Origin of the sequence: Pseudoalteromonas sp. T1lg88 (genome assembly GCF_002964765.1) — a bacterium.
Classification (GTDB): Bacteria; Pseudomonadota; Gammaproteobacteria; order Enterobacterales; family Alteromonadaceae; genus Pseudoalteromonas.
The window spans coordinates 1-21613 of the sequence record NZ_PQCF01000012.1 but is presented as its reverse complement, the minus strand read 5'-3'; the positions used below and the strand labels follow the sequence as shown (position 1 = coordinate 21613).

At 50.8% G+C, this 21613-nt stretch carries 23 protein-coding genes, 1 rRNA gene and 1 pseudogene; 13 read left to right on the top strand and 12 right to left on the bottom strand.

The window, feature by feature from the left end:
- Nucleotides 1-602: 602 nt before the first annotated feature.
- Nucleotides 603-818 (top strand): SlyX family protein, encoded by a 216-nt coding sequence (locus tag C2M34_RS06165; protein ID WP_105200413.1) that lies wholly within the window; start codon nt 603-605, stop codon nt 816-818.
- Between the two features lie 12 nt (nt 819-830).
- Here the strand turns inward: C2M34_RS06165 and C2M34_RS06160 are convergent, their stop codons facing one another.
- Nucleotides 831-1031 carry a YheV family putative zinc ribbon protein gene (locus C2M34_RS06160; RefSeq protein WP_105190300.1) on the bottom strand — a complete coding sequence of 67 codons (201 nt, stop codon included), beginning with the start codon at nt 1029-1031 and terminating at the stop codon, nt 831-833.
- Between the two features lie 121 nt (nt 1032-1152).
- Here C2M34_RS06160 and C2M34_RS06155 point away from each other — a divergent pair, with 121 nt between their 5' ends.
- From C2M34_RS06155 to C2M34_RS06110, 11 genes and pseudogenes are all read left to right on the top strand, one after another.
- Complete coding sequence (locus tag C2M34_RS06155) at nt 1153-3066, top strand: ATP-binding cassette domain-containing protein (protein WP_105258331.1); 1914 nt, start codon at nt 1153-1155, stop codon at nt 3064-3066.
- Entirely contained in the window at nt 3053-3526 is a 474-nt protein-coding gene (locus tag C2M34_RS06150; RefSeq protein WP_105258330.1) for a TIGR02444 family protein, read from the top strand. Before C2M34_RS06155 ends, C2M34_RS06150 begins: the two co-directional genes overlap by 14 nt.
- Nucleotides 3527-3611: 85 nt before the next feature.
- On the top strand, nt 3612-3758 hold the full coding sequence (locus tag C2M34_RS15700) for a DUF3149 domain-containing protein (protein ID WP_158677986.1): 147 nt from the start codon (nt 3612-3614) through the stop codon (nt 3756-3758).
- A 181-nt stretch (nt 3759-3939) separates the two neighbouring features.
- The gene (locus C2M34_RS06145) at nt 3940-4914 is read left to right on the top strand and encodes a hydrolase (protein WP_199775682.1); all 975 of its coding nucleotides are present in this window, start codon (nt 3940-3942) and stop codon (nt 4912-4914) included.
- The gene (locus tag C2M34_RS06140) at nt 4911-5174 is read left to right on the top strand and encodes a YheU family protein (protein ID WP_105258329.1); all 264 of its coding nucleotides are present in this window, start codon (nt 4911-4913) and stop codon (nt 5172-5174) included. The genes C2M34_RS06145 and C2M34_RS06140 overlap by 4 nt, the downstream gene beginning before the upstream one ends.
- Before the next feature lie 94 nt (nt 5175-5268).
- Nucleotides 5269-5631, top strand: coding sequence for a hypothetical protein (locus C2M34_RS06135; RefSeq protein WP_105200416.1), 363 nt, complete (start codon nt 5269-5271; stop codon nt 5629-5631).
- Between the two features lie 67 nt (nt 5632-5698).
- Entirely contained in the window at nt 5699-6016 is a 318-nt protein-coding gene (locus C2M34_RS06130; protein WP_105258328.1) for an antibiotic biosynthesis monooxygenase family protein, read from the top strand.
- 27 nt (nt 6017-6043) lie between these two features.
- The gene (locus tag C2M34_RS06125; protein WP_105258327.1) at nt 6044-6742 is read left to right on the top strand and encodes a hypothetical protein; all 699 of its coding nucleotides are present in this window, start codon (nt 6044-6046) and stop codon (nt 6740-6742) included.
- A 3-nt stretch (nt 6743-6745) separates the two neighbouring features.
- On the top strand, nt 6746-7363 hold the full coding sequence (locus C2M34_RS06120; protein ID WP_105258326.1) for a hypothetical protein: 618 nt from the start codon (nt 6746-6748) through the stop codon (nt 7361-7363).
- Nucleotides 7364-7438: 75 nt separating this feature from the next.
- Nucleotides 7439-8101 (top strand): hypothetical protein, encoded by a 663-nt coding sequence (locus tag C2M34_RS06115; RefSeq protein WP_105190306.1) that lies wholly within the window; start codon nt 7439-7441, stop codon nt 8099-8101.
- A gap of 143 nt (nt 8102-8244) precedes the next feature.
- A pseudogene (locus C2M34_RS06110) lies at nt 8245-8460 on the top strand (antibiotic biosynthesis monooxygenase family protein).
- A gap of 8 nt (nt 8461-8468) precedes the next feature.
- On the opposite strand, the gene C2M34_RS06105 reads toward C2M34_RS06110, so the two are convergent.
- Entirely contained in the window at nt 8469-8684 is a 216-nt protein-coding gene (locus tag C2M34_RS06105; protein WP_105190307.1) for a TIGR02450 family Trp-rich protein, read from the bottom strand.
- A gap of 229 nt (nt 8685-8913) precedes the next feature.
- Here C2M34_RS06105 and C2M34_RS06100 point away from each other — a divergent pair, with 229 nt between their 5' ends.
- Entirely contained in the window at nt 8914-10107 is a 1194-nt protein-coding gene (locus tag C2M34_RS06100) for a dipeptidase (protein ID WP_105258325.1), read from the top strand.
- A gap of 75 nt (nt 10108-10182) precedes the next feature.
- On the opposite strand, the gene C2M34_RS06095 is transcribed toward C2M34_RS06100, so the two are convergent.
- The 10 genes from C2M34_RS06095 to rrf all read right to left on the bottom strand — a co-directional run bounded on the left by C2M34_RS06095 (nt 10183) and on the right by rrf (nt 21572).
- A complete protein-coding gene (locus C2M34_RS06095; protein ID WP_105258324.1) occupies nt 10183-11613 on the bottom strand; it encodes a protein adenylyltransferase SelO in 1431 nt (476 codons plus the stop codon).
- Between the two features lie 8 nt (nt 11614-11621).
- Complete coding sequence (locus C2M34_RS06090; RefSeq protein ID WP_105200421.1) at nt 11622-12317, bottom strand: DNA-3-methyladenine glycosylase I; 696 nt, start codon at nt 12315-12317, stop codon at nt 11622-11624.
- 96 nt (nt 12318-12413) lie between these two features.
- Nucleotides 12414-13358, bottom strand: coding sequence for a hypothetical protein (locus tag C2M34_RS06085; RefSeq protein ID WP_105258323.1), 945 nt, complete (start codon nt 13356-13358; stop codon nt 12414-12416).
- A complete protein-coding gene (locus C2M34_RS06080) occupies nt 13355-14422 on the bottom strand; it encodes a vWA domain-containing protein (protein WP_105258322.1) in 1068 nt (355 codons plus the stop codon). Before C2M34_RS06080 ends, C2M34_RS06085 begins: the two co-directional genes overlap by 4 nt.
- A 5-nt stretch (nt 14423-14427) precedes the next feature.
- Complete coding sequence (locus C2M34_RS06075) at nt 14428-15198, bottom strand: MotA/TolQ/ExbB proton channel family protein (RefSeq protein WP_105258321.1); 771 nt, start codon at nt 15196-15198, stop codon at nt 14428-14430.
- 133 nt (nt 15199-15331) lie between these two features.
- Nucleotides 15332-17320, bottom strand: a complete 1989-nt coding sequence (locus C2M34_RS06070) for a PEGA domain-containing protein (protein WP_105258320.1) — start codon at nt 17318-17320, stop codon at nt 15332-15334.
- 5 nt (nt 17321-17325) lie between these two features.
- A complete protein-coding gene (locus C2M34_RS06065) occupies nt 17326-18780 on the bottom strand; it encodes a hypothetical protein (RefSeq protein ID WP_105258319.1) in 1455 nt (484 codons plus the stop codon).
- 42 nt (nt 18781-18822) lie between these two features.
- Entirely contained in the window at nt 18823-20085 is a 1263-nt protein-coding gene (locus C2M34_RS06060; protein WP_233997947.1) for a hypothetical protein, read from the bottom strand.
- Nucleotides 20086-20101: 16 nt separating this feature from the next.
- Nucleotides 20102-20632, bottom strand: coding sequence for a hypothetical protein (locus C2M34_RS06055; protein WP_105200428.1), 531 nt, complete (start codon nt 20630-20632; stop codon nt 20102-20104).
- A gap of 825 nt (nt 20633-21457) precedes the next feature.
- Nucleotides 21458-21572, bottom strand: a 5S ribosomal RNA gene (rrf, locus tag C2M34_RS06050).
- Nucleotides 21573-21613 lie beyond the last annotated feature (41 nt).

Below are 21613 nucleotides of genomic sequence, written 5' to 3'. Positions count from 1 at the left end.
CCAACTCCAGCATGAGGCTGTTTTTCAAATTACTTTAATGAAATAATTAGAAAAACAACCTTGAGTTGCGACCCTAGTCTAACTGCTTGAAGCAACAGAGTTAAGGGACACGTGCAAATTTATGATAATAATTTGCACACTAGTCGTTACGGCCTTGTGAAGCCTGATTGTCGCCCGTCAGCCGCAGCAATTCTATGCTGTTAAACAGCACCCACACGCCGCCATATAAGAAGGCGGTCGTTATAGCCTGGTGTCCGGGATAGACATGGTGTCATCACCTGCAACAATCAAGTCAGGGCGCTAAAATTTCAATGGTACTTGAGTGAAGATGAACAGAATCTGGTTATCGCCCTGGATATTTACGCCGATAACAGCACGGCAGCAGATGCCAAGCAGGGGTTGGGGAGCTGACAACAGGTGCACAGCACAGTAATTTGCAGTATATTGCCTGCCAGAAAATGTCCAACGCTGTGGAATATCCTCTGCAGCAAACGCGTGTTGGATTATCAGGTTGCGGCCAGCCGTTGCCTTAACGAACAGAATCAACCGAGCACCAAAAGTTCCAGTGTTCGGTCCGAGTATTTTGAGATTAAGAGAGCCCCATGAACCACTTAGAAGCACGTATTGAAAGTCTCGAGGCCAAGGTGGCGTTTCAAGACGAGACCATAGATATACTGAATGATGAGCTTAAGGCGCACCAACAGCAGATGGCGAAGATGCGCCGTCAGATGGAGCTATTGGGCGAGAAGTTCCGTGAAGTGCAAAGCAGTTCGACAATGATGCCGCAGGAGCAAGAGCCGCCCCCGCCGCACTACTAACAAACCCTAAGCTTATTCTGGTTTAAAAACGCCGATCACCTGCTCAAACTGACGTGTTGAGGCTTGTACGGCGTTTTCCGGCTGGGTCATGATATGACCGCACTCAACACACTGCACTTTTTCCACATCATGTTCTTTATACAGCATCATGGTATCCATTTGCTGACACTCGGGACAACTGGCCCCGGCAATAAAACGCTTTTTCTGTTTCATACTCTCAACCCCTTGGCCGAAAACACCCGGCTTTAAAGCGCCAGTTTATCATAAAAACTTTCCCGCTAGGACAAGGACTCCATGATATGATATCGGCCATTATTCACACCATGCAGTAACTATGATTCAAATCAGCGACATCGAGCTTTTACGCGGCCCAAAATGCCTGTTAAAAAATGCCAGTGCAACCCTCTTCCCACAACATAAAGTGGGCTTAGTGGGCAGTAATGGCTGTGGTAAATCGAGCCTGTTTGCCCTGCTTAAAGGCGAACTGCAACTCGATGCCGGTGAAGCCAAAATTCCCAAGGAATGGTCCATAGCCTCGGTTAAGCAGGAAACTCCGGCGCTGGATATCAGCGCCCTAGAGTATGTGTTGCAGGGCCATCCGCAATACTATGCGCTGCGCACCGAGCTCAAAGCAGCGGAACAAAGTGGCGACGGCGATACCCAGGCCAGGGTGCACCAACAGCTGGAATTGATGAAGGGTTACAGCATTGAGGCCAAGGCCGGAGAGCTGCTGCACGGTTTAGGCTTTTCCAATAATCAAATTGATTACTCGGTCAGCGACTTTTCCGGGGGCTGGCGTATGCGCCTCAACCTGGCGCAGGCGCTGATCCGCGATGCCGACCTGCTGTTGCTCGATGAACCGACCAACCACTTGGATCTCGATGCCGTGTACTGGCTCGAGCGCTTTTTGCGTGCCTACAGCGGCACCCTGGTACTTATCTCGCACGACCGAGAGTTTCTAGATGCCGTGGTCGGTGAAATCTGGCACATAGATCAACAGCTGATCAATGTGTACAAGGGCAATTACTCCCAGTTTGAACGCCAAAAGGCCGAGCGTTTGGCCCAGCATCAGGCGCAATTTGTTAAACAACAGGAACAAATTGCCCATTTAGAAAAGTTTATCGCCCGCTTTAAGGCCAAGGCCAGTAAGGCCAAACAGGCCCAAAGCCGGGTTAAGGCCTTAGAGCGCATGGAAAAGCTGGCCCCAGCCCATGTCGACTCACCGTTCGACTTTAGCTTTGCCGAGCCCGATGCCCTGCCCAATCCCTTGATCGCCCTTGATGGCGCCCAGGCCGGCTATGGCGACACCACCATTTTGCACAGCATTAAGCTCAACCTGGTACCGGGTAGCCGCATCGCCCTGCTCGGTCGCAATGGTGCCGGTAAATCCACGCTGATCAAATTACTGGCTCAGGAGATCAAACCCCAGGCCGGTGAGGTGTTTTATCACCAAGGTCTCAAGGTGGGTTACTTTGCTCAGCATCAGTTGGAAGCCCTGGATCTAGAGGCCAGCCCAGTGACCCACCTGCAACGCCTGGACCCTCAGGCCAGCGAGCAGTCGCTGCGCGACTTCCTTGGCGGCTTTGCCTTTATCGGCGATAAGGCGCTGGAGGCGGTGGCGCCTTTCTCCGGTGGCGAGAAAGCCCGCCTGGTGTTGGCCATGCTGGTCTATCAAAAACCGAACCTGCTGTTACTGGATGAGCCGACCAACCACCTGGACTTGGAAATGCGCCATGCCTTGGTTATGGCATTGCAAGGTTTTGAAGGCGCCATGGTGACGGTATCGCACGACCGCCACCTGTTAAAGAACACCGCCGATGAGTTCTATCTGGTCGACAGCGGCGAAGTGAGCCAGTTTGGTTATGATCTCGATGCCTATTACCAATGGCTGCTTAAGGCCAATCAGGCGGAAAAGCCCGTACAAAACAATGAAGATAAGGCCCATTCCAGCGCCAATCGCAAGGAGCAAAAGCGTAAGGAAGCCGAGTTTCGCAAGCAAGTGCAACCGCTGAAAAAAGCCATTGAGAAGCTGGAGAAGCAGCTCGATAAGCTCAGCCCACAGCTAAGCGAGATAGAGCAGCAACTCAGCGATAACAGCCTGTATGAAGAGCAGCATAAGGAAAAGCTCAAGCAACTGCTGGCACAGCAAACCGAGGCGGCAAAACAGCAGGAGCAGGTGGAAGAAGAATTGCTGGAGCTGATGACCGAGCTCGAAGAGCAAGAGCAGGCCTTTTATGAGCAAGATTAGCGCCGCAGAGTTATGGCGCTTTAGCCTCACTGTGTACGCCAACCCCCAGGTGCAAAAAGCCCTGTTGCAGTGGCAGGACGAGTACGACCTGAACGTCAATCTTTGCCTGCTGCTGGCCTATTTAGACTGCCACCAGCAAGCCCTGGACTCTTCCCAGTTGCAGGCGCTGCAAACGGCCATAGCGCCCTTTAACCAGCTTGCCCTTAAACCCCTGCGCCAGGTGCGCGCCGAGGTTAAGGCGCAGCAGGAGTCACTGCATGACTACCCGGCACTGCGCCAACAACTACTCGACCTCGAACTGCAATTTGAACGCCAGCAGCAAATGCAGTTGGTACAGGCCTGTAACAGCCTGAAGCTGTGCTCTGAGAGTAAGGCCTACAACCTGGCTTTGTATCTACCCAGCTCCCTACTGCCGCTAAATGCTGATCTGGATCAAGCTCTGCACGCAATCACAGACTAACCCTAAAATAACCTTGATCTAGGTCATATTGCCACCGGCTCGGCTCTCCTACACTAGCCATATCAAAGGAACAGGAGACGCCATCATGCAAGTATTCTTTCGCGACTTTTTCTCAGACCCGGTGCTGTTTATGTCTTTCGGCATACTGACTGTAGTGATTTTACTTTGCTTGTTCTATGTGGGCTATTTCGTGAAGAAAGTCATGGACGCCGAGGTTCCTGAAGGAAACTAATTACCCTGCCACGGGTCAAGCTTATACGCCCTTGGCTACCAACCAAATTAAGCACGACGCACAAAGCCTCCTCTAATCTTGCATTAGCGGAGGCTTTATTTTTATCCGATAAAAATGAGCATGTCGCCAAACTTTGTTACTATAGTGCGCGATGTATTCTGATTTTGTTGGTAAATATTCAGTGAGTAACCACTTTACCCCTGCCTGGTGGATGCCCGGCCGCCACCTGCAAACCATTTTACCGCGCTTTTTTCGCCCCGGTTTTAAGGTGAATGTCAGCCGCGAAATCATCACCACGGAAGATGACGACTTTCTCGATCTTGCCTGGGCACAACCAGCCCAGCCGGATAAGCCACTGGTGATCATCCTCCATGGTCTGGAGGGTAATATCGACAGCTTTTATGCCAAGGGCATGATGCTGGCGTTGCAAGCGGCAGGGCTGGATGCGGTGCTGATGCATTTTCGCAACTGCTCCGGCGAACCAAACCGACAAACCCGCGCCTATCACAGCGGCGAAACTCAGGATTTAGGCTTTTTTATCCGCACCCTGCAGCAACGTTTTCCCGGACGTGCCTTGGCGGCGGTCGGCTTTTCACTCGGCGGCAACGTCCTGGCCAAATACCTGGGCGAGCAGCGCGAGCACAGTGGTCTTAAGGCCGCGGCGGTGATCAGCGCCCCTCATGATTTATCCAGCTCCTGTCAGGTGATCCGCAAAAGCCTGGGCAAAATTTATCAGCACTACCTGCTTGGCCGCATGAAAAAGTCCATGACCCGCAAGCTGCCGCACCTCAAAGGTGCGCTTGATATGAGTGCCGAGCAGCTCAACAGCATCAATGACCTGTGGCAGTTTGACGATATGATCACCGCGCCCCTGCATGGTTTTAACGGCGCCGAGGATTACTACCAAAAAAGCAGTGCCAAGCCCTATTTGAAACATATTGCCACCCCGACCCTGATAATTCATGCCGAAGACGACCCCATGCTGGCAACCCCGGCGGTACCCCGCCCAGAAGATGTCTCCGCCGCCGTTGATTTACGCGTATCGGCCAAGGGCGGACATGTGGGCTTTATCAGTTGCAGCGGCTGGTTTAAACCGGAATTTTGGTTAGAGCAAACCGTACCCCAATACTTCTTAGAGCAATTAGAAAACGCATGATCATTCCCTACCAAGAATTAAGTAAAGAAGCACTTACCAACCTCATAGAGCAGTTTATTCTTCGCGAAGGCACCGACTATGGTGAAACCGAGGTGGACAAGGCTACGAAAATCGAACAGGTGCTTGGCCTGATAAAAAGCGGCGAGGCACTGATCGTTTACTCGGAACTCCATGAAGAAGTAAACATTATGAGCGCCCAGCAGTTTAAGCAAATGCAGGCCGAGGAAGGCGACTATCACATTGATAGGGATGAGTTTTAAGCAGTGATAATTTCATACTGACTTATAGCAACTCGCCACACTTTGTTGATAAAGTAACGAACAATAACTATACAAACTACGACAAGGACAGTTTATGAGAATATCTTTAATTTTACTGCTGGTATTGGTTTTGAGTGCGTGTGTTGACCACCCTGAGGTAAAAGGGCTCGACATAGTATCAATAGAGCAAACCGCAGAAACCCTGCGCGCTGGCGCACAGTCAGAAAGCACCACCTTAACTGAGGATCAAATTCCCGCCGCTATTAAAGCACTCAAGCCAAAAGAAGTGCGGGTAGATAATGTGGGAGTTTATATTGTCTTGCAAAGAAACCCTCTCCAAGAAAGTGGCTTATATATATCACCTTTATGGGGTGGCATTACAAGTGTCAGTGGTGGCGCAAATTGGATGCCTGAAATGAAAAAAGTGCAGGGCATAACTTACACATACATCCTTTAGGAATAGAAGCTTCGTCGTAGACGGTTGAGCTCAATACATCACACTCATAATCCAAAGAGGAAGTCTTATGTCTCTCATTGCGCAAACTCCTAAACCGCCCTACTACACCGTTATTTTCACGTCGCTGCGCACCGAGATAGATGAAGGCTATGGCGACACCGCCACCCGCATGGTAGAGCTGGCCGAGCAACAGCCCGGCTTTTTAGGCGTCGAATCTGCTCGCGAGGAAGTGGGCATCACCGTCTCCTACTGGACCGATCTGGAATCGATAAAAAACTGGAAGCGCAATATGGAGCACCTAGAAGCGCAAAAACTTGGACGCGAAAAATGGTATGCGTCATTTAAGTTGCGTATAGCTAAAGTCGAGCGGGATTATGGGATGTAAGTAACAACCTCGAGGATTGGATTAAACATGGAAGTGGAAAACAAAACGAACAAGACGAGGAAATCAAAAGCTCGTAATATACTTGAATCTGTCATTGGCCTCGCAATGGTTGGTGTCATGATATCACCGGTAATTTGGCCCATTTTCGTTAATGAACAAATGGCGCTCCCGCTCGGATGGTTCAGTGCACTCCTCTCACTAAGTCTGATGTCACTGGTAACTTACTTGTTCTTCAAAAAGGGCTCCCAATTCCGTTACGAATTAAAAATACGATGCTCCCAAAGTACTTTCTGTCAATACTTCAAATACTTGTTCGGTTACTTTTTGGCTATTCCTTACTTTGTTTACATCATAGTTGCTATGGGCATACCAACAACCCTTCACCATTTAAGTTCACCTTTGGTTGAACCAGCCACTCTTGTCCTTACTGTGAAGGATAAAGAGTCTAGTTACAGGCGCACACGTTGCAGTGGCAGGATGTGGTTTGAAGAATATCAGCTTCTCTTCAATGACTCTATTTGTGGTATGTATAAACCTTATTGGCATATTTTATCGCCGGGGGACAAGGTCATTTTCTATGGTAAAAAAACCGTCTTTGGCTTTTCCTATGAAGGCTACAAACTCCATACCCTGCAAGGCAGGGAAGTCAATGGGCTAACCACCTCACAATTGAAACTATGCCTACTGGTGGGATGTGATAAGTTACATTTATTTGGGGCTGAGTGAACCATGAAAGTTAAAAGCAAAGTAGGCAAACCCCAGCTGTCAAAAAAACAGGAAAAACTTTTTCAGGCCATTGCTTTAGCGATGTGTGTGTTAGTTTTCCCCCCTCTTTTTGGAGGGGTTTTCGTCAATGAAGAGCTGGCACGCGCCCTTGCATGGCTAAGTCTTCCCTTGACTCTGGCTCTAATAGCACTACTCACTTATGCGTTATTCAAAAAGAGCTTTCGCAAAAAACTTGAACAAACAGCTGGAAAGTTTGGCCAATATTTTGTGCTACCGGTCGCATATTTACTTATTCCGTTCTTTGTATACTTCCCTATCGCCATTGGCATACCAACCCTACTGCACCACATTTGTTACCCCTTTGCCAATAGCACAACCCTTGTTCTTACTATTGACAGAAAAGGGAGTAGCCACAAGCCCGGGAAATGGAGATGTCGCGGCTCTATTTGGTTGAAAGAATATCAACTTCCGACTAATGGCAACATGTGTGGTATGAATAGTTTAATATGGGGTTTATTATCACCGGGGGACAAGATAACCGTTTATGGTAAGGAGACCGTCTTTGGTTTTTCATATGATGGCTACAAACTCCATACCCTTCAAGGCAAGAGAATCGATTAGTTACCCACCTCATAACTAAAACTCCCCCTGATGATGGGATGCGATGAGTTACATCTATTTGAAGCTGAGTGATACATGGAAGTAAAAACAAAACATCACCAAAATAAAGCGATGGCAATAACGTTACTCACCCTTATTATTGTAATATTGTGGCTGGTAGTTTTCCATTTTACTGCAAAAGTGCTCGTTCATGAACACATTGCACGTCCACTTGCGTGGCTGAGCATTCCACTTATGCTAGCCCTGATAGCACTACAGACTTACACATTCTTCAAAAAGGACTCTCAACTGCGCTATCAATTAGCACGTGGGCAATTTAAAAGTCCATGGATGCAATATGTCGCTTATATGCTTATGTGCCTTTTTGGAATTCCTGGCTTTGTATTCATTGCTGTCTCTTTAGGTATCCCAACAACGCTGCATTATCTTAGCTACTCCTTGGCGGATGACGCGACTATGGTTGTTACAATTGAGAAAAAAAGCAGCTCCTATAAGCAAAAGCATTGCAATGGCTCCGTACTGATTAAAGAATATCAGCTGCTATTCAATAACAGTCTTTGCGGCTTAAGTTCTTTTGATTGGCATTGGGTTTCGCCAGGTGACAAATTAACTCTCCATGGTAAACAATCCATTTTTGGATTTTCTTATGATGGCTACAAAGTTCATACGGTGAATGGTATAGACATACCTAAACTGCTAAGTGGCCAATCTAAAGAGCCTAAGGTGAAAGTTGATTAGCTTTTGCTTTCAAATTCATAGCCATACTTCACTCCTTTACTTTGCAATCTTCTCCCCAAGCGATAGAATCACGCCGTGTCGATAATGGCACGTTTCTTCAGGGCGGGGTAGAAGATGAAGGCTATGGTGATACCGCCGCACGAATGGTTGAGCTGGCCAAGGAACAAACCGGCTTTTTAGGCATTGAATCCGCTCGTGAAGAAGTGGGGATCACGGTTTCTTAGTGGGCTGATTTAGCCGCAATAAAAAGTTGGAAAGCGAATATGGAGCACCTTGAAGCGCAAAAAAACGGCCGTAAAAAGTGGTATTCGGCGTTTAAATTGCGCATCGCTAAAGTCGAACGGGATTATGGCATGTAGGTGTCACCCTACTTCCAACCTTGCTGCCATCGGCTGGTATCTTTAAGCTCAGTCCAATCGATTGCATATTCATTGCGCGAGAGGATCGCCTCCAAAGTACACGAAAGCACCGTGCCGTCCTCATCATATTCCACCTCAGTGACTAAAAAGTGCTTTTCTTTATTTCGCGGCTGAGTGGCTGTCCATTTACTATTACTTAGTTTTCGTGGGTTTATTCTATTCATCAAATTGCTGATTCACTGTTTGTCGCGATTTTGTTGAAGGTGTTTTACGGTACAACAATACGTATGGATTGGTATCCGCCTTGATTTATACTCTTTTGCCTTGCCGCTCTACTCTGTGTTTATGAGCACCTTATTGCGTGCCTGCACACTTTAATCTCATATCCTTGTCATACCCCGCAAATGTCGCCACAATGGGCCTTTAATTCGATAATAATAATGAGCGGCTACTATGAAACTCACCACCCTTGGGGCAGCGCTGGCAATAGCACTGGGCAGCACCAGTGTTGCAGCACAGGATGACTACCACGCATCAGAAAAAGCCATTAAACTGGCGCAAGAAAACATCCTTATCGATACCCATATCGATGTCCCTTACCGCATTCATAACAAATGGGATGACGTCAGCAAGGCCACCGAGCGCGGTGATTTCGATTACCCTCGCGCCATTGAAGGTGGTTTAAACGCGCCCTTCATGTCTATCTATATTCCAGCCAACTTGGAATTCGAAGGCAAAGGTAAAAGCTATGAACTGGCCAATCAGCTGATCGATATGATGGAAGCGCTGGCCTATCGCGCCCCCGATAAGTTCGCCATTGCCGACTCGGTCGCAGATGTAGAAAAGCAATTTAAAGACGGCGTGATGTCGCTGGCCATGGGTATGGAAAATGGCTCCCCCATCGAAGGCGAGATAAAGAACCTGCACCACTTCTATGAGCGTGGCGTGCGTTATATCACCTTGGCGCATTCGCAAAGCAACCATATTTCCGACTCCAGCTATGATATCCGCCGTAAATGGAAGGGCCTAAGCCCATTCGGTAAAGAGCTGGTCACCGAGATGAATAATATCGGCATGCTGATCGATGTCTCGCACATCTCGGATGCGGCCTTCTATCAGGTAATGGAGCTGTCTAAGGTGCCCGTGATCGCCTCACACTCCTCGCTACGTAAATACACGCCGGGTTTTGAGCGCAATATGGATGACAACATGCTGCTGGCGCTGAAAAAGAACGGCGGTGTGATCCAAATTAACTTCGGTTCCAGCTTTGTGACCAGCAGCGCAAATAGCTGGTACGACCGTCGCGATGAGGCCCAAGATAAGGCCAAAGAAGCGGGCAAGGACACCACCGACTTTAAGGCGGCCTTCCTGAAGAAGAACCCCTTCCCATTCGCCAGCCTGGAGCAGGTGCTAGATCATATCGACCATGTGGTGAAACTGATCGGCATCGAGCATGTGGGCATTGGCTCTGACTACGATGGTGTGGGTGACTCACTGCCGGTGGGCCTAAAAGACGTATCCAGCTACCCTAACCTGGTACAAGGTTTATTGGACCGTGGCTATAGCGATGCGGATATCAAAAAGATCCTTGGCGAAAATATGCTGCGCGTATGGCGTCAAGCAGAGGCGTTTGCCCAGGCTAACTAAGCCTTCTCATTTTACTAAAAAAGCCCAGGCAATTGCCTGGGCTTTTTTATTAGTTACGCCAAAGGAGAATGGTCACTAGGTACCACAAAAGGTTTGATAACTGTCGTCTTCGCCCTGCTCTGGCGGCTGCTGTAAATATGCATGCTCGGGGTCAAGGCAATAAGGGTTGCGAATGGCCGCCAGCAGCGGCGCCAGCTTGTCGCTGTGACCCTGACGCTCAAAGTCGGCGATCACCTCTTCCACCCTATGATTACGGGGGATCACCTGCGGATTTGCTGCACTCATCAACGCCGCACTGTGCTCCTTGTGCCCGGCTACGCGCGCCTGCCAGCGCGCCAGCCAATCTCCCAAGGCTGACGCCAGGGTATCTGGCAGCCCTTTGCCCTGTTGACTGTAGTCGGTGAGCGCCGCAAAGGTATTAGTGTAATCCAACTGCTCTTTTTGCATCATCCCCAATAGCTCATCCACCAGCGCCTCGGCATCGTTATCCTCGGCTAGGAGCCCCAGTTTTTGTAGCCACATGGCTTTAAGGGCGGCATTAAACTTGTCGCCGAAGGTGCCTAGCACCTGGGTTAACTCTGCCACCGCCTGGTCGCGCTCTACGCTAAACAGGTCAATCAGGGTTTCCGCGAAGCGCGCCAGGTTCCAACTGGCGATCTGCGGTTGATTGCCAAAGGCATAACGACCGGTACGGTCGATGGAGCTAAACACCCGGCCAAAGTCAAAGCCGTTCAACATGGCGCAGGGGCCATAATCTATGGTTTCACCACTGACCAGGGTATTGTCGGTATTCATCACCCCATGAATAAAGCCGATGCGCAGCCAGTGTACAATCAGTTCGATTTGCTTATCCATCACCGCACTAAAGAGTGCCAACAAGCGCTCATCCCCGCTCAGCGCGGCCAGCTCGGGGTAATGACGGGTTATGGTCAGCTCCACCAACTGGGCCAAGCCTTGCTCATCCTGCTGCGCGGCTAAAAACTGAAAGCTGCCAACGCGAATATGGCTGCTGGCCACCCGCGTCACTATGGCGCCGGCGCTGGGCTGTTGTCGCATCACCGTCTCGCCGCTCAGCGCCACACTTAAACAGCGCGTGGTAGGCACCTTTAATGCCGCCAATGCTTCGCTCATAATAAATTCGCGCACCGCCGGGCCAATACCACAGAGGCCATCACCACCACGGGAAAACTGGGTTGCTCCTGAGCCCTTTAATTGCAGATCCCAGCTCAGCCCCTGAGGATCGGTGACGGCACCAAGCAAATGAGCCCGACCGTCGCCGAGCAAGGGCACGTAATTGCCAAACTGGTGACCGGCATAAGCCAAGGCATTAGCATCCGGATGAGACTGACCGCTGGCAAGTTGGGCTTTAGTGGTTTCGTCCTCGCTCAGTCCCAGCGTTTTCGCCAACGCACTATTCCACAGCAACAGCTGCGGCTGACTAAACTGACGCACCTGGGCGCTGTGACTCAGGGCGCCAATATGGGCATAGGGGTTATCTAGCTTCATAGCTATCCTTAGTTGGTTTGCATACCAACATAATTGTCGCCAACGCTAAAGGCGATAAGCTGGCTTAGCTCCGTTAAGGAGCGGCCACTTTGCTGCTGCAGCTCATTAAACATGCCTTGTATGGCCTGCAGGGAGCGCTTCGAGTGCAGACCGCCGTCGATCACCTCATTGGCACGGCAATAGGCTTCCACATCGCGCGATAACATAAAGGTGTCTTTACCTAAAGCTCGCAGGGCAAAAGCGCCGGTATTGCCACCGAGGCGAGCGCCGTGCTTTTTCAAATATAACCAAAGGCCGGTAATGTCCTCGCTCGGCCACTGGGCAACAAAGTCGCTAAAGCTGCCATGCTCTTGTGCTACTTCATGGATCATTAGACAATTAATAGGCAAGGTTTGCACTTTTTTAAAGTTGCGCACAATACGTTCATCGCTGGCCTTTTGCTCCAGCATTTCCGGCGCCATCATCAGTAATTTCTCAACGCTAAAATCCCAGAACACCTCGCGAAAGCCCGGCCATTTGGCATTGATCACCGCCCAATAAAAGCCACTTTGAAAGATTTTTCGGGTGAACTCTTCTAACCAGATATCATCGGTTAGTTGCTTTAATTGCTCGGTGGTTTTTGGCTTACTGAGTAAGGCTTCCAGTTGCGCCTGTGAGCCCTTGCGCTCAAGCGCACGCTGATAAATAGATTGATATTTTTCCATCTGCTGCTGGGTCTTTTTAGTGTGAGGGAGACATTAAAACATGCTTTGTACGATGACAAAAAGGGTTATACCCATTGCGCCAACCTGAAGATCAAACTACAGCCCCATAAAGGTGCCGTTATTTTGCCGTGCCACCTCACGCATCAGGGTGGAAAACTTCACCATATCCGGTGACGCGCCCATATTGCGCTTAAAGGCGATGCCATGAATACGGGCGATAGGCGTACCGCCGGTACTGCGATTCAGCCGGTTGATTTGCGCTAAGGCATCGTCGTAACTGGTACCGGTAAAGTCATCGCCAAAGACATAAAGGGCGAGATCCCCCTGATAGCGGGCATAGGCCTTGAGGCTGGCGGCAATGCCCTCCACCGGCGAGCTGTTCGAGCTGCCATGCCATTGCTGTAAGCCTCGCAGTACCCCGGCGCGCTGCGCCCGACTGTCGCTGCGCCAGGTACCAAGGGAGCGTCCGCCCAGCACCTCTCCATTGTCGGACAGCACTTGAAAGCCCTGCACCTTGGGATGATTATTTAGCACCTCGTCCATGGTTCTCAGCACCCGTGGCCACATGGTCTTCATCGACCCCGAGGTATCGATAATAAAGACCACATAATTGCTATCGACGGGAATGCCGCCCACCTCGTCATCGCGCACCCTGGCACGTGGGGCGTTGATGGCGGCACGCTGACGCTCCACCAGGGTTTGCTCCAGCCCCGAGGCGGCATCGGTCAACTGCTGCACCTTATCCTTGGCCCGTGTCAGTTGTACCTGTAAGGCTTGCTGTTGCTCGGCATTACTGGCCCCTTGCGCCTCTGCTGCGGCCAGTTGCTCCGCACCCTCGCTCAAGGCCTGCTGTAATTGCTGTACGCTGCGCTCGGCCCCGTCCAGGGCTCGAACCAGGGTGGCAATTTGACTGGCGTCATTAAACTCACCCTGATCGCCATTTTTAGCCAGCAGGATCAGCATCACCACAGCGCCAAACGCACAGGAAATAATGTCTAAAAAAGACAGGCTAAAGATTTCTACCGGTTCACGCCGCTTCATGGCCAGCTCCGCGCCGGGGCTATCATCAAACCGCCGGTGTTATTGGCCCAGTTCCAGTAAAGCGCCGGCGCCAACGGATCCCCCTCCAAGGGCAGTAAGACAATGTGGGTCGGTACCTTGGGCGCGGCCTGGGCGATGCTGAACTGATGGATTCTGGCACGACAATCGCCATCTATGGTTTTCATATTACCGGTAAGGGGTTGGCAGTTTTTTGTTTCACGAAACCCTTGGGCGCCGGACATCATGGTCGGCAAGCCATCGGTGATAATATAGAGCGCATCCATATCGGCAAAGGTGCTCTTGATGGTGCTCAAGGCGGTATACAGGTCGGTGCCATTTTCCGGCACCAGGGCGTCAATGTCCTTAACCAAGGACTGCATGCTGGTCTCCACCTTGGCCGAATTGACGGCCCTGTTGCCTAGCACCTGAGCACCGGAATTAAAGGCGACCACGCTGACCTGAGACTGCTTCGGCACCCGTGCCAGCAACCATTTCGCTACCCGCTTGGTACGCTGCCATTTTGGCCCCTGTTGCTTTTGCTGGGCGGGGCCGAGCTTACGGCGTATCACCTTGATCAGCTGCTCGTCCGTCATCGAGGCGCTGTGATCGATCAAAATGCCTATACGCTGACCTTCAACCTTGAGGCCCAATAAGTAATTCTCCTCACCACCACCCTTTAACTCAATAGGATCATCCGCCTGTTTCGGCGCCGCCGCGGCTACCGACTGCTGTAACTGCGCCACCACCGCTTGTTGATTTTGCAAGGCCTGCCTGGCCGCTTGCTGCATGAGTTTTAGCGCGGCCACGCGCTCGTCGTTATCACTGTTTTGCGCTTGCGCCGCGGCCAGCGCTTGCGCCACCTCATCCAGCTCCTGCTGCAAGGCACTGGCCTGCTCCTCGGTGGCGGCGAGCTTTTGCTGCAGTCGCTCTATTTCGGTGCTGGGTATCGAGGTTGAGGCCTGAAACTTGATGACGATCAGGATCATCAAAACAGCGCCCAAGCCACAAGCCATAACATCGAGAAAGGACAGGTTTAACCCTTGTTCGCCGCGCCGCTTCAACATCTTGGCTACTTATGCAGATGGGTTAACAGATGGGTTTCACAGTTGTTCTTGGTTTTGAGCACCATTTCATCCTGGCGGTTATTAAGATGAAATAGCACATACATCAAGAGGATAGAAAGCAACAGCGAAACTAGGGTCGAGTTAAAGGCGACCCCGAGCTTATCCACCATACCGGCGATATCACCGGCCACCGCCTCTTCAGCTTTTGCCAGGGCCGAGCCAATACCGCGTACGGTGCCAACAAAACCAATACTGGGAATGGCCCAGATAAAGTAGCGAATGGTGGCGTTACCCGCCTCCAGTTGCGCCGCCAGAGATTCAACGCTATCACGAATAGCATCGGCGGCATGCTGCACATTTTGGGTGTTTTTATAGCGACGTAAGCAATTGATCCAGGTGGCCACAGAGCTATTTTTTGCACTCTCCCCTTCTTCTAAAAACGCCAGTGCTTCATCCACATTCAGCTCCTCCTCCTTGGGGAAAGAGCGCAGATAGTCAAAGGTAAAGACCGGCTCTTCCTTGGTGACGATACGATAATACTTGTAGCCCATCAGGATCAGACAGAACAACCCCAAGGTCATACAAGCCTGCTGCTCGGCATCTTTTAAGATCACCCAAAGATTAGTCGTGGCACCACTGCCATGGGCGGCAATAGCGGCTTCCGCCGCAGGGCGGATCACCCCTTGATACAGCAAGTGCACCACAACGACGGTAACAATAAAGATGCCGATAGACACCAGCGGCGGCAAATTCATGCGGGTATTGTCCGTTACCATAATGCGCTCCTTAGATATCCACCGGGAAGGTGGCCGGTGAGTCCAAACTGATTTTTGCCGCCATCGCGACCGAAGTGACGGCGCCGACCAAGACTAAGGCCAGCACCAGTAATATGCCTTTACGTTTCATACCTTACCTCTCATAACGGGCGATGCGAAAGCCTATGGTTTCACTGGGACCATCGGTAACGATTTTTAGCGCCGCCCGTAAATCCTGCAGTCGCCCGGACTGATAGTTGCCGCCCTTGGCAATATGGTTACCTCCACCCCCTGGGCCAAGATAATCCTTGTGCACCCGGTTCAAATCCGGGGTGACATAGGAGCTGACATCAAACACCCATTCACTAACATTACCGGCCAAGTCATAAAGACCGGCCTTATCAGCACGATAGCTGCCCACCGGCGCCTTACCCGCGTGGCTGTCCTGATAGTCAGCCAGATAAAATGCCTGCTTGCCCTTAAGGTTGGCATCGGCAAAGTTACCCGCTTCCTTAGGCACCCGCTCGCTGTCGCCCCACACATACTTGCTGGCGCGGGCACGCTTGGCTTTTTTCGCCAACCATTCCCATTCCGCCTCGCTCAGCAAACGATAACCCCGGGCTTTTTTATTGATACCCGTAAACTGGTTCTTAACGATACGGTAATAGGGTTCCAGGGCTTCTTGTTCACTGAGCCAGTTACAGTATTGTGCGGCGGCCAACCAACTGATATTAGTTACCGGCAATTGGGATTTAGGCACCTGCTTATCGAAAGCATGAAATTGCGCCTCGGTCACTTCATGTTTGCCCACCCAGACCGGTCGGGTGAAATCGACCTGCACCTGGAACTCATTGCGCTGGCGACCCACTTCATTGGCTGGTGAGCCCAGGGTAAAGGGCGTCATATTAAATTGCTGCAGCTCCATGCCCAGAGTAGAAACAAATAGGGGGCGCCCCTCCTGACGGCGGGCATCAAACTCCGTTAGCAAGGTGACATCCACCGTAGAGGCGTGTTTGGCGCTTGGAGTCAGGGTTTTAACCACAGTACGGTACCCGGGTTTGCTCACCTTAATTTCATGAGCGGTAGCAGGCAGGATCTTGCTCAGCGGTGTTTTACCTCGTAACTGACCATTAATATAGACCTCGGCCTCGACATTGCTGCGCACGCTGACCTTGCCTTGCTCCGGCTTTAGGGTAATGGCGTAGAATTTTTGCTCCTTGGGGGGCAGGATCACCTTGCTGTTAAAGCTGTAATAGCCTGGCTTGTCATAGCGCACCCTGTGCATGGTATTGGCATCCACGGCCACATGCCCCGGCGCCACCTTCTGACCATCAATAAACAGGCTGCCACCCTCGGGATCCAGGGTTATCTCCAAATAGGCTTGTTCGGGTTTAAGTTGGTATTGGCGGGTAACACTCGAATATTGCTCGGTAATTTCCACATTCTCAATACTCGGCTCATAACCCGGCTTATGCAACTCCAGAATATAACTACCTCCGGCCAAGGTGTGTCGCAAAGGAGTTTTACCCAGGCTTTTACCACCCATATAGACCTCTGCGCCATTGGGAATGGATGCCAGATCCAATACCCCGGAGATGGGAGCTAACTCAGGGCTTACCTCGGTCGTTTGCGCCCGTGCCATTATCAGCGCCTGCTGCTGGTTTTGATAATAGGGATTTTCGATACTGAGCGTGTATTCGCCTTCACCCAGTGTCTCGCTAATGGTCGCCCCTTTGGCCAGCAAGCGGCCATCAACAACCCACAAGGTATGTTCGCCATAGGGCTGAGCGACCTTGCCCACCAAGGTACCTGGGCGGGGTTTGAGCTCTATAGTCACGACGGCGGGGCTGGTGTCTGTCAGCACTAGCTCCTGAGCAAAATAGGTGGCAGAGGAGACCTTAATTTTCACGTCGCTGGCAAAGCGATAGACCAGCTCATCGGTCACAAAGCCAAACCCAGCAGTAATCTCAACCTGCGCCTGCTCTTGGGCCTCGACGGGCAAGACCTTAATAGCATGTCCCTTAGCGATAAACAGATAGATCACTATGGCCGCCACACTCATCAGCGCCAGGCAGCTGGCGATCAGCAAGGGTAGCAAGCTGCTTTTTTGTCGTTGTTTTAATTGTGCGTCTAGCTCTGACATAACCACTAAATCCTTTGTGTACAGGCTATGGTAAGCGTAATTGGCGTATCCGTTGCGCTCACCTCAAGCTCATATTTCACACTGACATAACCCGTTCTGCGCCCTTCAAGAGTATAACTGCCGGGTAAGAGCATCACTTGCTTTTGAGCAAACTCGCCAAGCTGTTCAACGCCATAAATGCGTACCTGGGTTTGCTCATCGGACAGCAAGGTCACGGCGATGGGAGTGCTAAAGTGACTCAGGTGTTGATTCAACTCTTCGATGCTGTTTGCCAATTGCTGCGAGTAAGGGGCATAGGGCTGGGCCTTAGTCACCGCCGCCTCGGCCTGAGCGCGAATATTACTGTCGCTTAAACGCTCGGGCCGCGCCGTATAAATACTTAAAGCGCGCTGCGCCGCCAATACCTGTTTGGCACGGGTCAACAAGTGGGTAATGGTGCTATCACCGGGGGCGCGCGCCAAATACTGCTGCGCTAGGCTCTCTACCTGCTGCCACTCTTGCTGTTCGCTGGCGGCAACTAACAAGGCGCGGGTGCGCTCGGTACTCAGCTGGCGCTGCTGTTTACTCAGTTGCGCGCGCAATAAATTCAGGGTGTCGCCGTCGGCTTTTAAACGCTGCAATTGTGTAATCGCCTGCTCGGCCAAGATAAAGTCTTGCTGTACCAAGGCCTGCTGCGCCTCTTTGACCGCCTGGGCAACTTGGCGTTTACGTATGCTTTCCTCGGCAGCATTAAGTTTATCCTGCAACTCCTGGTTTTCGGGTTGCAGTGCCACAAGTTGCGCCAACACCGCCGCCTGTTTATCTATATCGCGCTCCGCCACGGCCCCCTGATAATCACGCCTTAGACTTTGCTGCTGGGTAAAGGCTTGGATCTGCTGTTGCAAGGTATCGATGCGCGCATCCTCTTCATTGAGCGCATACATCTTATCCACATAAAGCCTGGCTTCTTGCGGACGTTTCTCCTCTAGGGCCTTTAATGCCTGCTGATACCAGCTATCTATGGCTTGCTGCCATTGTACTGATAACTCGGTTGCCAGTTCATCGGCCTGCTGTAAATACACCTGAGCCTGACTAAACTGGCCTTGTGCAAAGGCCGTGAGGGCAACCTCAAAAGCACCTTTGGCCTGTACTTGTCGCTCGGGGGCGAAAGCAATCACCTGTTCGTTAGTTAGCAAGGCTTGGTGTTGCTGCTCAAAGGTTAAAATGGCCTGTTGCACTTGCTCACGCAGCACCTCGTTCGCAGCACTATTAAGGGGAATAGCCAGTTCAGCACTTGGCACTGATGTGATGTGTGCCGAAGGCATCGCCGCATCCTCACTTAAGGCATACCAAACACTCACCGCCAACACTAAAGCCAGAGTTACAGCAACAACTAGCATATAGGTATTGAGCTTTGCCCCGCGGGCCGAGGTTTGCTGTTGCAGCTGCTGATCTAAGCTCGTCTTCTTATCTTCGCCCACCACTAATACCTTGTGTTCTTTATTACTGAAAATGGCAGGCGCTTAATTGGCACTGGTTTCAAGATGATACATCTTCCTTAAATGAGCTTTCCATTGCTGATACTGCTCGGCGGCGGTACCGCTTAATTCAACCTGCTGCTCGTTAAATTCCATTACCTGAGGACTAAGGGTTAAGTCCAGACCCTGACCCATTTCATCGATCACCGCTGAGGCCACTTTAAGGTTATGATTCGCTTGATAGGCATCCTTTAACAGCCAAACACTGCCCAGGGCACCTGCTGTTTTAGCCACCGAAGTGGAAGTTGAGTTACTGTTGTTGCCCAGCGCCAGGGCAGCTATAAAGCCTAGGGCACCGACCACGGCCTTGGTATTACGCTCGGCACGGGCCTCTCGTGCCCTGACAGCCTCGGGTAAGGTTTCACGCTGCCATTCGTGATAAGGATCATCTGTGCTTTGTTGGAATACATCGAACTGATCCTGGAGACGATCGACAAACAACATTTCTTGATTACGCAGCACCTCAATGCGTTGCAACATGGCATCGTCAGCCGCTGGCAGGCCATTAAGCTCATACTTGTAAAAACGGGTGCCGTTCTTACGGTCGATAGATACCTTGAGATAGTCCTTAAAGGCCTCGGGAGAATAATAATGGGCATAACGTACTAAAGTGGTGTTTTTCAAGGTCTGCTTTTGTTGCTCGGAAAGATCCATCAACAGCCGGTAAACATAGTCAGCCACCTGATCAAACACCGGCTGATAGGGATCTTTGCCTTCATTTAAGGCGTCGCGGAAATAACTCTTGGACACCTGATGCTCAAACTCTTCGCTATCCAGAGGCTCACCACTGCTATCGACCACGGTTACCTCAAGACGCACAAACTCGGAGTCAGAGTGCAATACCGTACCCAGCACGTATAAATCGGCACTGGTATTGGCATCGGGCACCACAGACACAGAGCCGAAAGCCTGAGTAGCAGCAATGGCGCGCTTGGTCTCTACCGCAAAGCGCTTGGCCTCGGCACGACGCAATTGCGGCCAAATATCCATTTCATCCAACTCATCATAATCGACCTTATTGCCGTCCATGGGTAAGCCTGGATCAAATACCGGCACCGCAACATCTAAAAAAATATCGCTCTGAGGTAGCGCCTTAGCTGTGCTGTATGAGTCCTGCCCCATTGCGTTCGGACCGACCGCTAGGGGAGCATTACGAGTATTCTTGTTTGAGGTCGATTGGCAGGCACTGAGGGTGACCATCATTATGATCAACAGCGCAGCTAGCCTATAAGGGTTCTTAGATATCATATCTCAATACCTTTGCTTACTTAGTGCAATTGTAGTCTTCATATTGCTTAATTAACGCCTGCTTGGTGGCATCGTTTGTTTCTTTGGTGATCTCTTCATAGAGCATGGTGCAAATAATAGAATCGTTATCCTTAGGCTTAACCACCTGTTGCGCCCGACCACCGCCGGATTTCATTTTTTCCTGCTCCTTGGTAAGCGCTGGATCTTGGGTTGATAAGGGCAATTCTTGGGTCATTTGTTCAGTACTAGTTCCTTGGGACTGAGACTGGGCCTGCGCGTCTTGCTGTTCCTGCCCCTGAGCCGATGCGCTGGCTTGGGCCTGATCGCTGGCCATTTGCTGCTGCACCTTATCCAAACAGGTGCTGTATTTATTTACCGAATCAAGCAGCGCATTTTCCATTAACTTAATACGCTCCTGCTTAGTCAAAGTAGCCGGATCGATTTCATCTATTTCCACGGCAGTACAGTCGTAAGCCGTTTGTATTGGCGCTTGCGACGCAGCCAGGGGCAGACCTGCAAGCAATAAGCATAACAACACAACTCGCATAGGCACTCCATTAAGCCAAACGGTGAAGAATTACCCTAATTATTACCTATTTGTATCGCTTTTCCTGTTATTAAGGCAAACAATTCATTGTAAGGTTTTGTTAGACGAAGAAGACCGAAGCACTGCTTCGAAGCTTCTGAGGTGACAAATCTGTCTGGAACAGATTTGAACAGCGTTAGCTGGCCCGAAGGGGTGAGTACAGGACGTATTCAATACTGCATGGCTGAAAGTGGAATTAAGTGAGTGAACAGTTTCACTCATGCCACTTGAAGGTGACGAGGTCTGCTAGGAGGGGGACAAGCGATGTAACCAAGCTACAGGGAAGTATTGTTGAAACCACTCTCAACCGCGCCACCTCTTATATAACAATAAGGCTCAGCTATTCGAGTGTTATAGCTTGGTTATAAACCGCTTTGTAGTCATAAGCCAGAAAGCAAAAAACCCGCTGCATTGCTGCAACGGGTTTCTTTAATAAGGCGCTGGTTCGCTACTTCGTAGCGACTACTTTACTCCGGGCTATCCTGCCCTCCGCCCTACGGGCCGCCTTCGGCGTTCAAAAATGTTCCCGACATTTTTGTCACCTGTTCAAGTAGAACATCACGTCTTTAAAACGAAAAAACCCAGCACTAGGCTGGGTTCTTCGTTTAATAAGGCCCTGACGATGTTCTACTTTCACAAGGCAAATGCCACACTATCATCGACCGGGGCCGGCCATCCGGCTGTTTCGTTTCACTACTGAGTTCGGCATGGGCGGGGCTGGCCTTCCAGTCAGGTGGGTCCCAAACGTAAAAAACCCGCTCATTGAGCGGGTTTTTCTGAATAGGAGCCTGGTGATGACCTACTTTCACATGGCAAATGCCACACTATCATCGGCGCTGTTCCGTTTCACTGCTGAGTTCGGCATGGGGTCAGGTGGGTCCAGAACGCTATTGTCACCAAGCAAATTGGTTACTAATCGCTGTTGCAATCAGTATTAAATTC

What these genes read in the sequence shown, in the direction of transcription:
- C2M34_RS06165 (WP_105200413.1), top strand. Translation starts at nt 603, where the DNA reads ATGAACCACTTAGAAGCACGTATTGAAAGTCTCGAGGCCAAGGTGGCG.
- C2M34_RS06155 (WP_105258331.1), top strand. Translation starts at nt 1,153, where the DNA reads ATGATTCAAATCAGCGACATCGAGCTTTTACGCGGCCCAAAATGCCTG.
- C2M34_RS06140 (WP_105258329.1), top strand. Translation starts at nt 4,911, where the DNA reads ATGATCATTCCCTACCAAGAATTAAGTAAAGAAGCACTTACCAACCTC.
- C2M34_RS06080 (WP_105258322.1), bottom strand. Translation starts at nt 14,422, where the DNA reads ATGTTGAAGCGGCGCGGCGAACAAGGGTTAAACCTGTCCTTTCTCGAT.
- C2M34_RS06100 (WP_105258325.1), top strand. Translation starts at nt 8,914, where the DNA reads ATGAAACTCACCACCCTTGGGGCAGCGCTGGCAATAGCACTGGGCAGC.
- C2M34_RS06120 (WP_105258326.1), top strand. Translation starts at nt 6,746, where the DNA reads ATGAAAGTTAAAAGCAAAGTAGGCAAACCCCAGCTGTCAAAAAAACAG.
- C2M34_RS06070 (WP_105258320.1), bottom strand. Translation starts at nt 17,320, where the DNA reads ATGTCAGAGCTAGACGCACAATTAAAACAACGACAAAAAAGCAGCTTG.
- C2M34_RS06075 (WP_105258321.1), bottom strand. Translation starts at nt 15,198, where the DNA reads ATGGTAACGGACAATACCCGCATGAATTTGCCGCCGCTGGTGTCTATC.
- C2M34_RS06115 (WP_105190306.1), top strand. Translation starts at nt 7,439, where the DNA reads ATGGAAGTAAAAACAAAACATCACCAAAATAAAGCGATGGCAATAACG.
- C2M34_RS06060 (WP_233997947.1), bottom strand. Translation starts at nt 20,085, where the DNA reads ATGATATCTAAGAACCCTTATAGGCTAGCTGCGCTGTTGATCATAATG.
- C2M34_RS15700 (WP_158677986.1), top strand. Translation starts at nt 3,612, where the DNA reads ATGCAAGTATTCTTTCGCGACTTTTTCTCAGACCCGGTGCTGTTTATG.
- C2M34_RS06055 (WP_105200428.1), bottom strand. Translation starts at nt 20,632, where the DNA reads ATGCGAGTTGTGTTGTTATGCTTATTGCTTGCAGGTCTGCCCCTGGCT.
- C2M34_RS06130 (WP_105258328.1), top strand. Translation starts at nt 5,699, where the DNA reads ATGTCTCTCATTGCGCAAACTCCTAAACCGCCCTACTACACCGTTATT.
- C2M34_RS06160 (WP_105190300.1), bottom strand. Translation starts at nt 1,031, where the DNA reads ATGAAACAGAAAAAGCGTTTTATTGCCGGGGCCAGTTGTCCCGAGTGT.
- C2M34_RS06085 (WP_105258323.1), bottom strand. Translation starts at nt 13,358, where the DNA reads ATGAAGCGGCGTGAACCGGTAGAAATCTTTAGCCTGTCTTTTTTAGAC.
- C2M34_RS06095 (WP_105258324.1), bottom strand. Translation starts at nt 11,613, where the DNA reads ATGAAGCTAGATAACCCCTATGCCCATATTGGCGCCCTGAGTCACAGC.
- C2M34_RS06150 (WP_105258330.1), top strand. Translation starts at nt 3,053, where the DNA reads ATGAGCAAGATTAGCGCCGCAGAGTTATGGCGCTTTAGCCTCACTGTG.
- C2M34_RS06125 (WP_105258327.1), top strand. Translation starts at nt 6,044, where the DNA reads ATGGAAGTGGAAAACAAAACGAACAAGACGAGGAAATCAAAAGCTCGT.
- C2M34_RS06135 (WP_105200416.1), top strand. Translation starts at nt 5,269, where the DNA reads ATGAGAATATCTTTAATTTTACTGCTGGTATTGGTTTTGAGTGCGTGT.
- C2M34_RS06105 (WP_105190307.1), bottom strand. Translation starts at nt 8,684, where the DNA reads ATGAATAGAATAAACCCACGAAAACTAAGTAATAGTAAATGGACAGCC.
- C2M34_RS06090 (WP_105200421.1), bottom strand. Translation starts at nt 12,317, where the DNA reads ATGGAAAAATATCAATCTATTTATCAGCGTGCGCTTGAGCGCAAGGGC.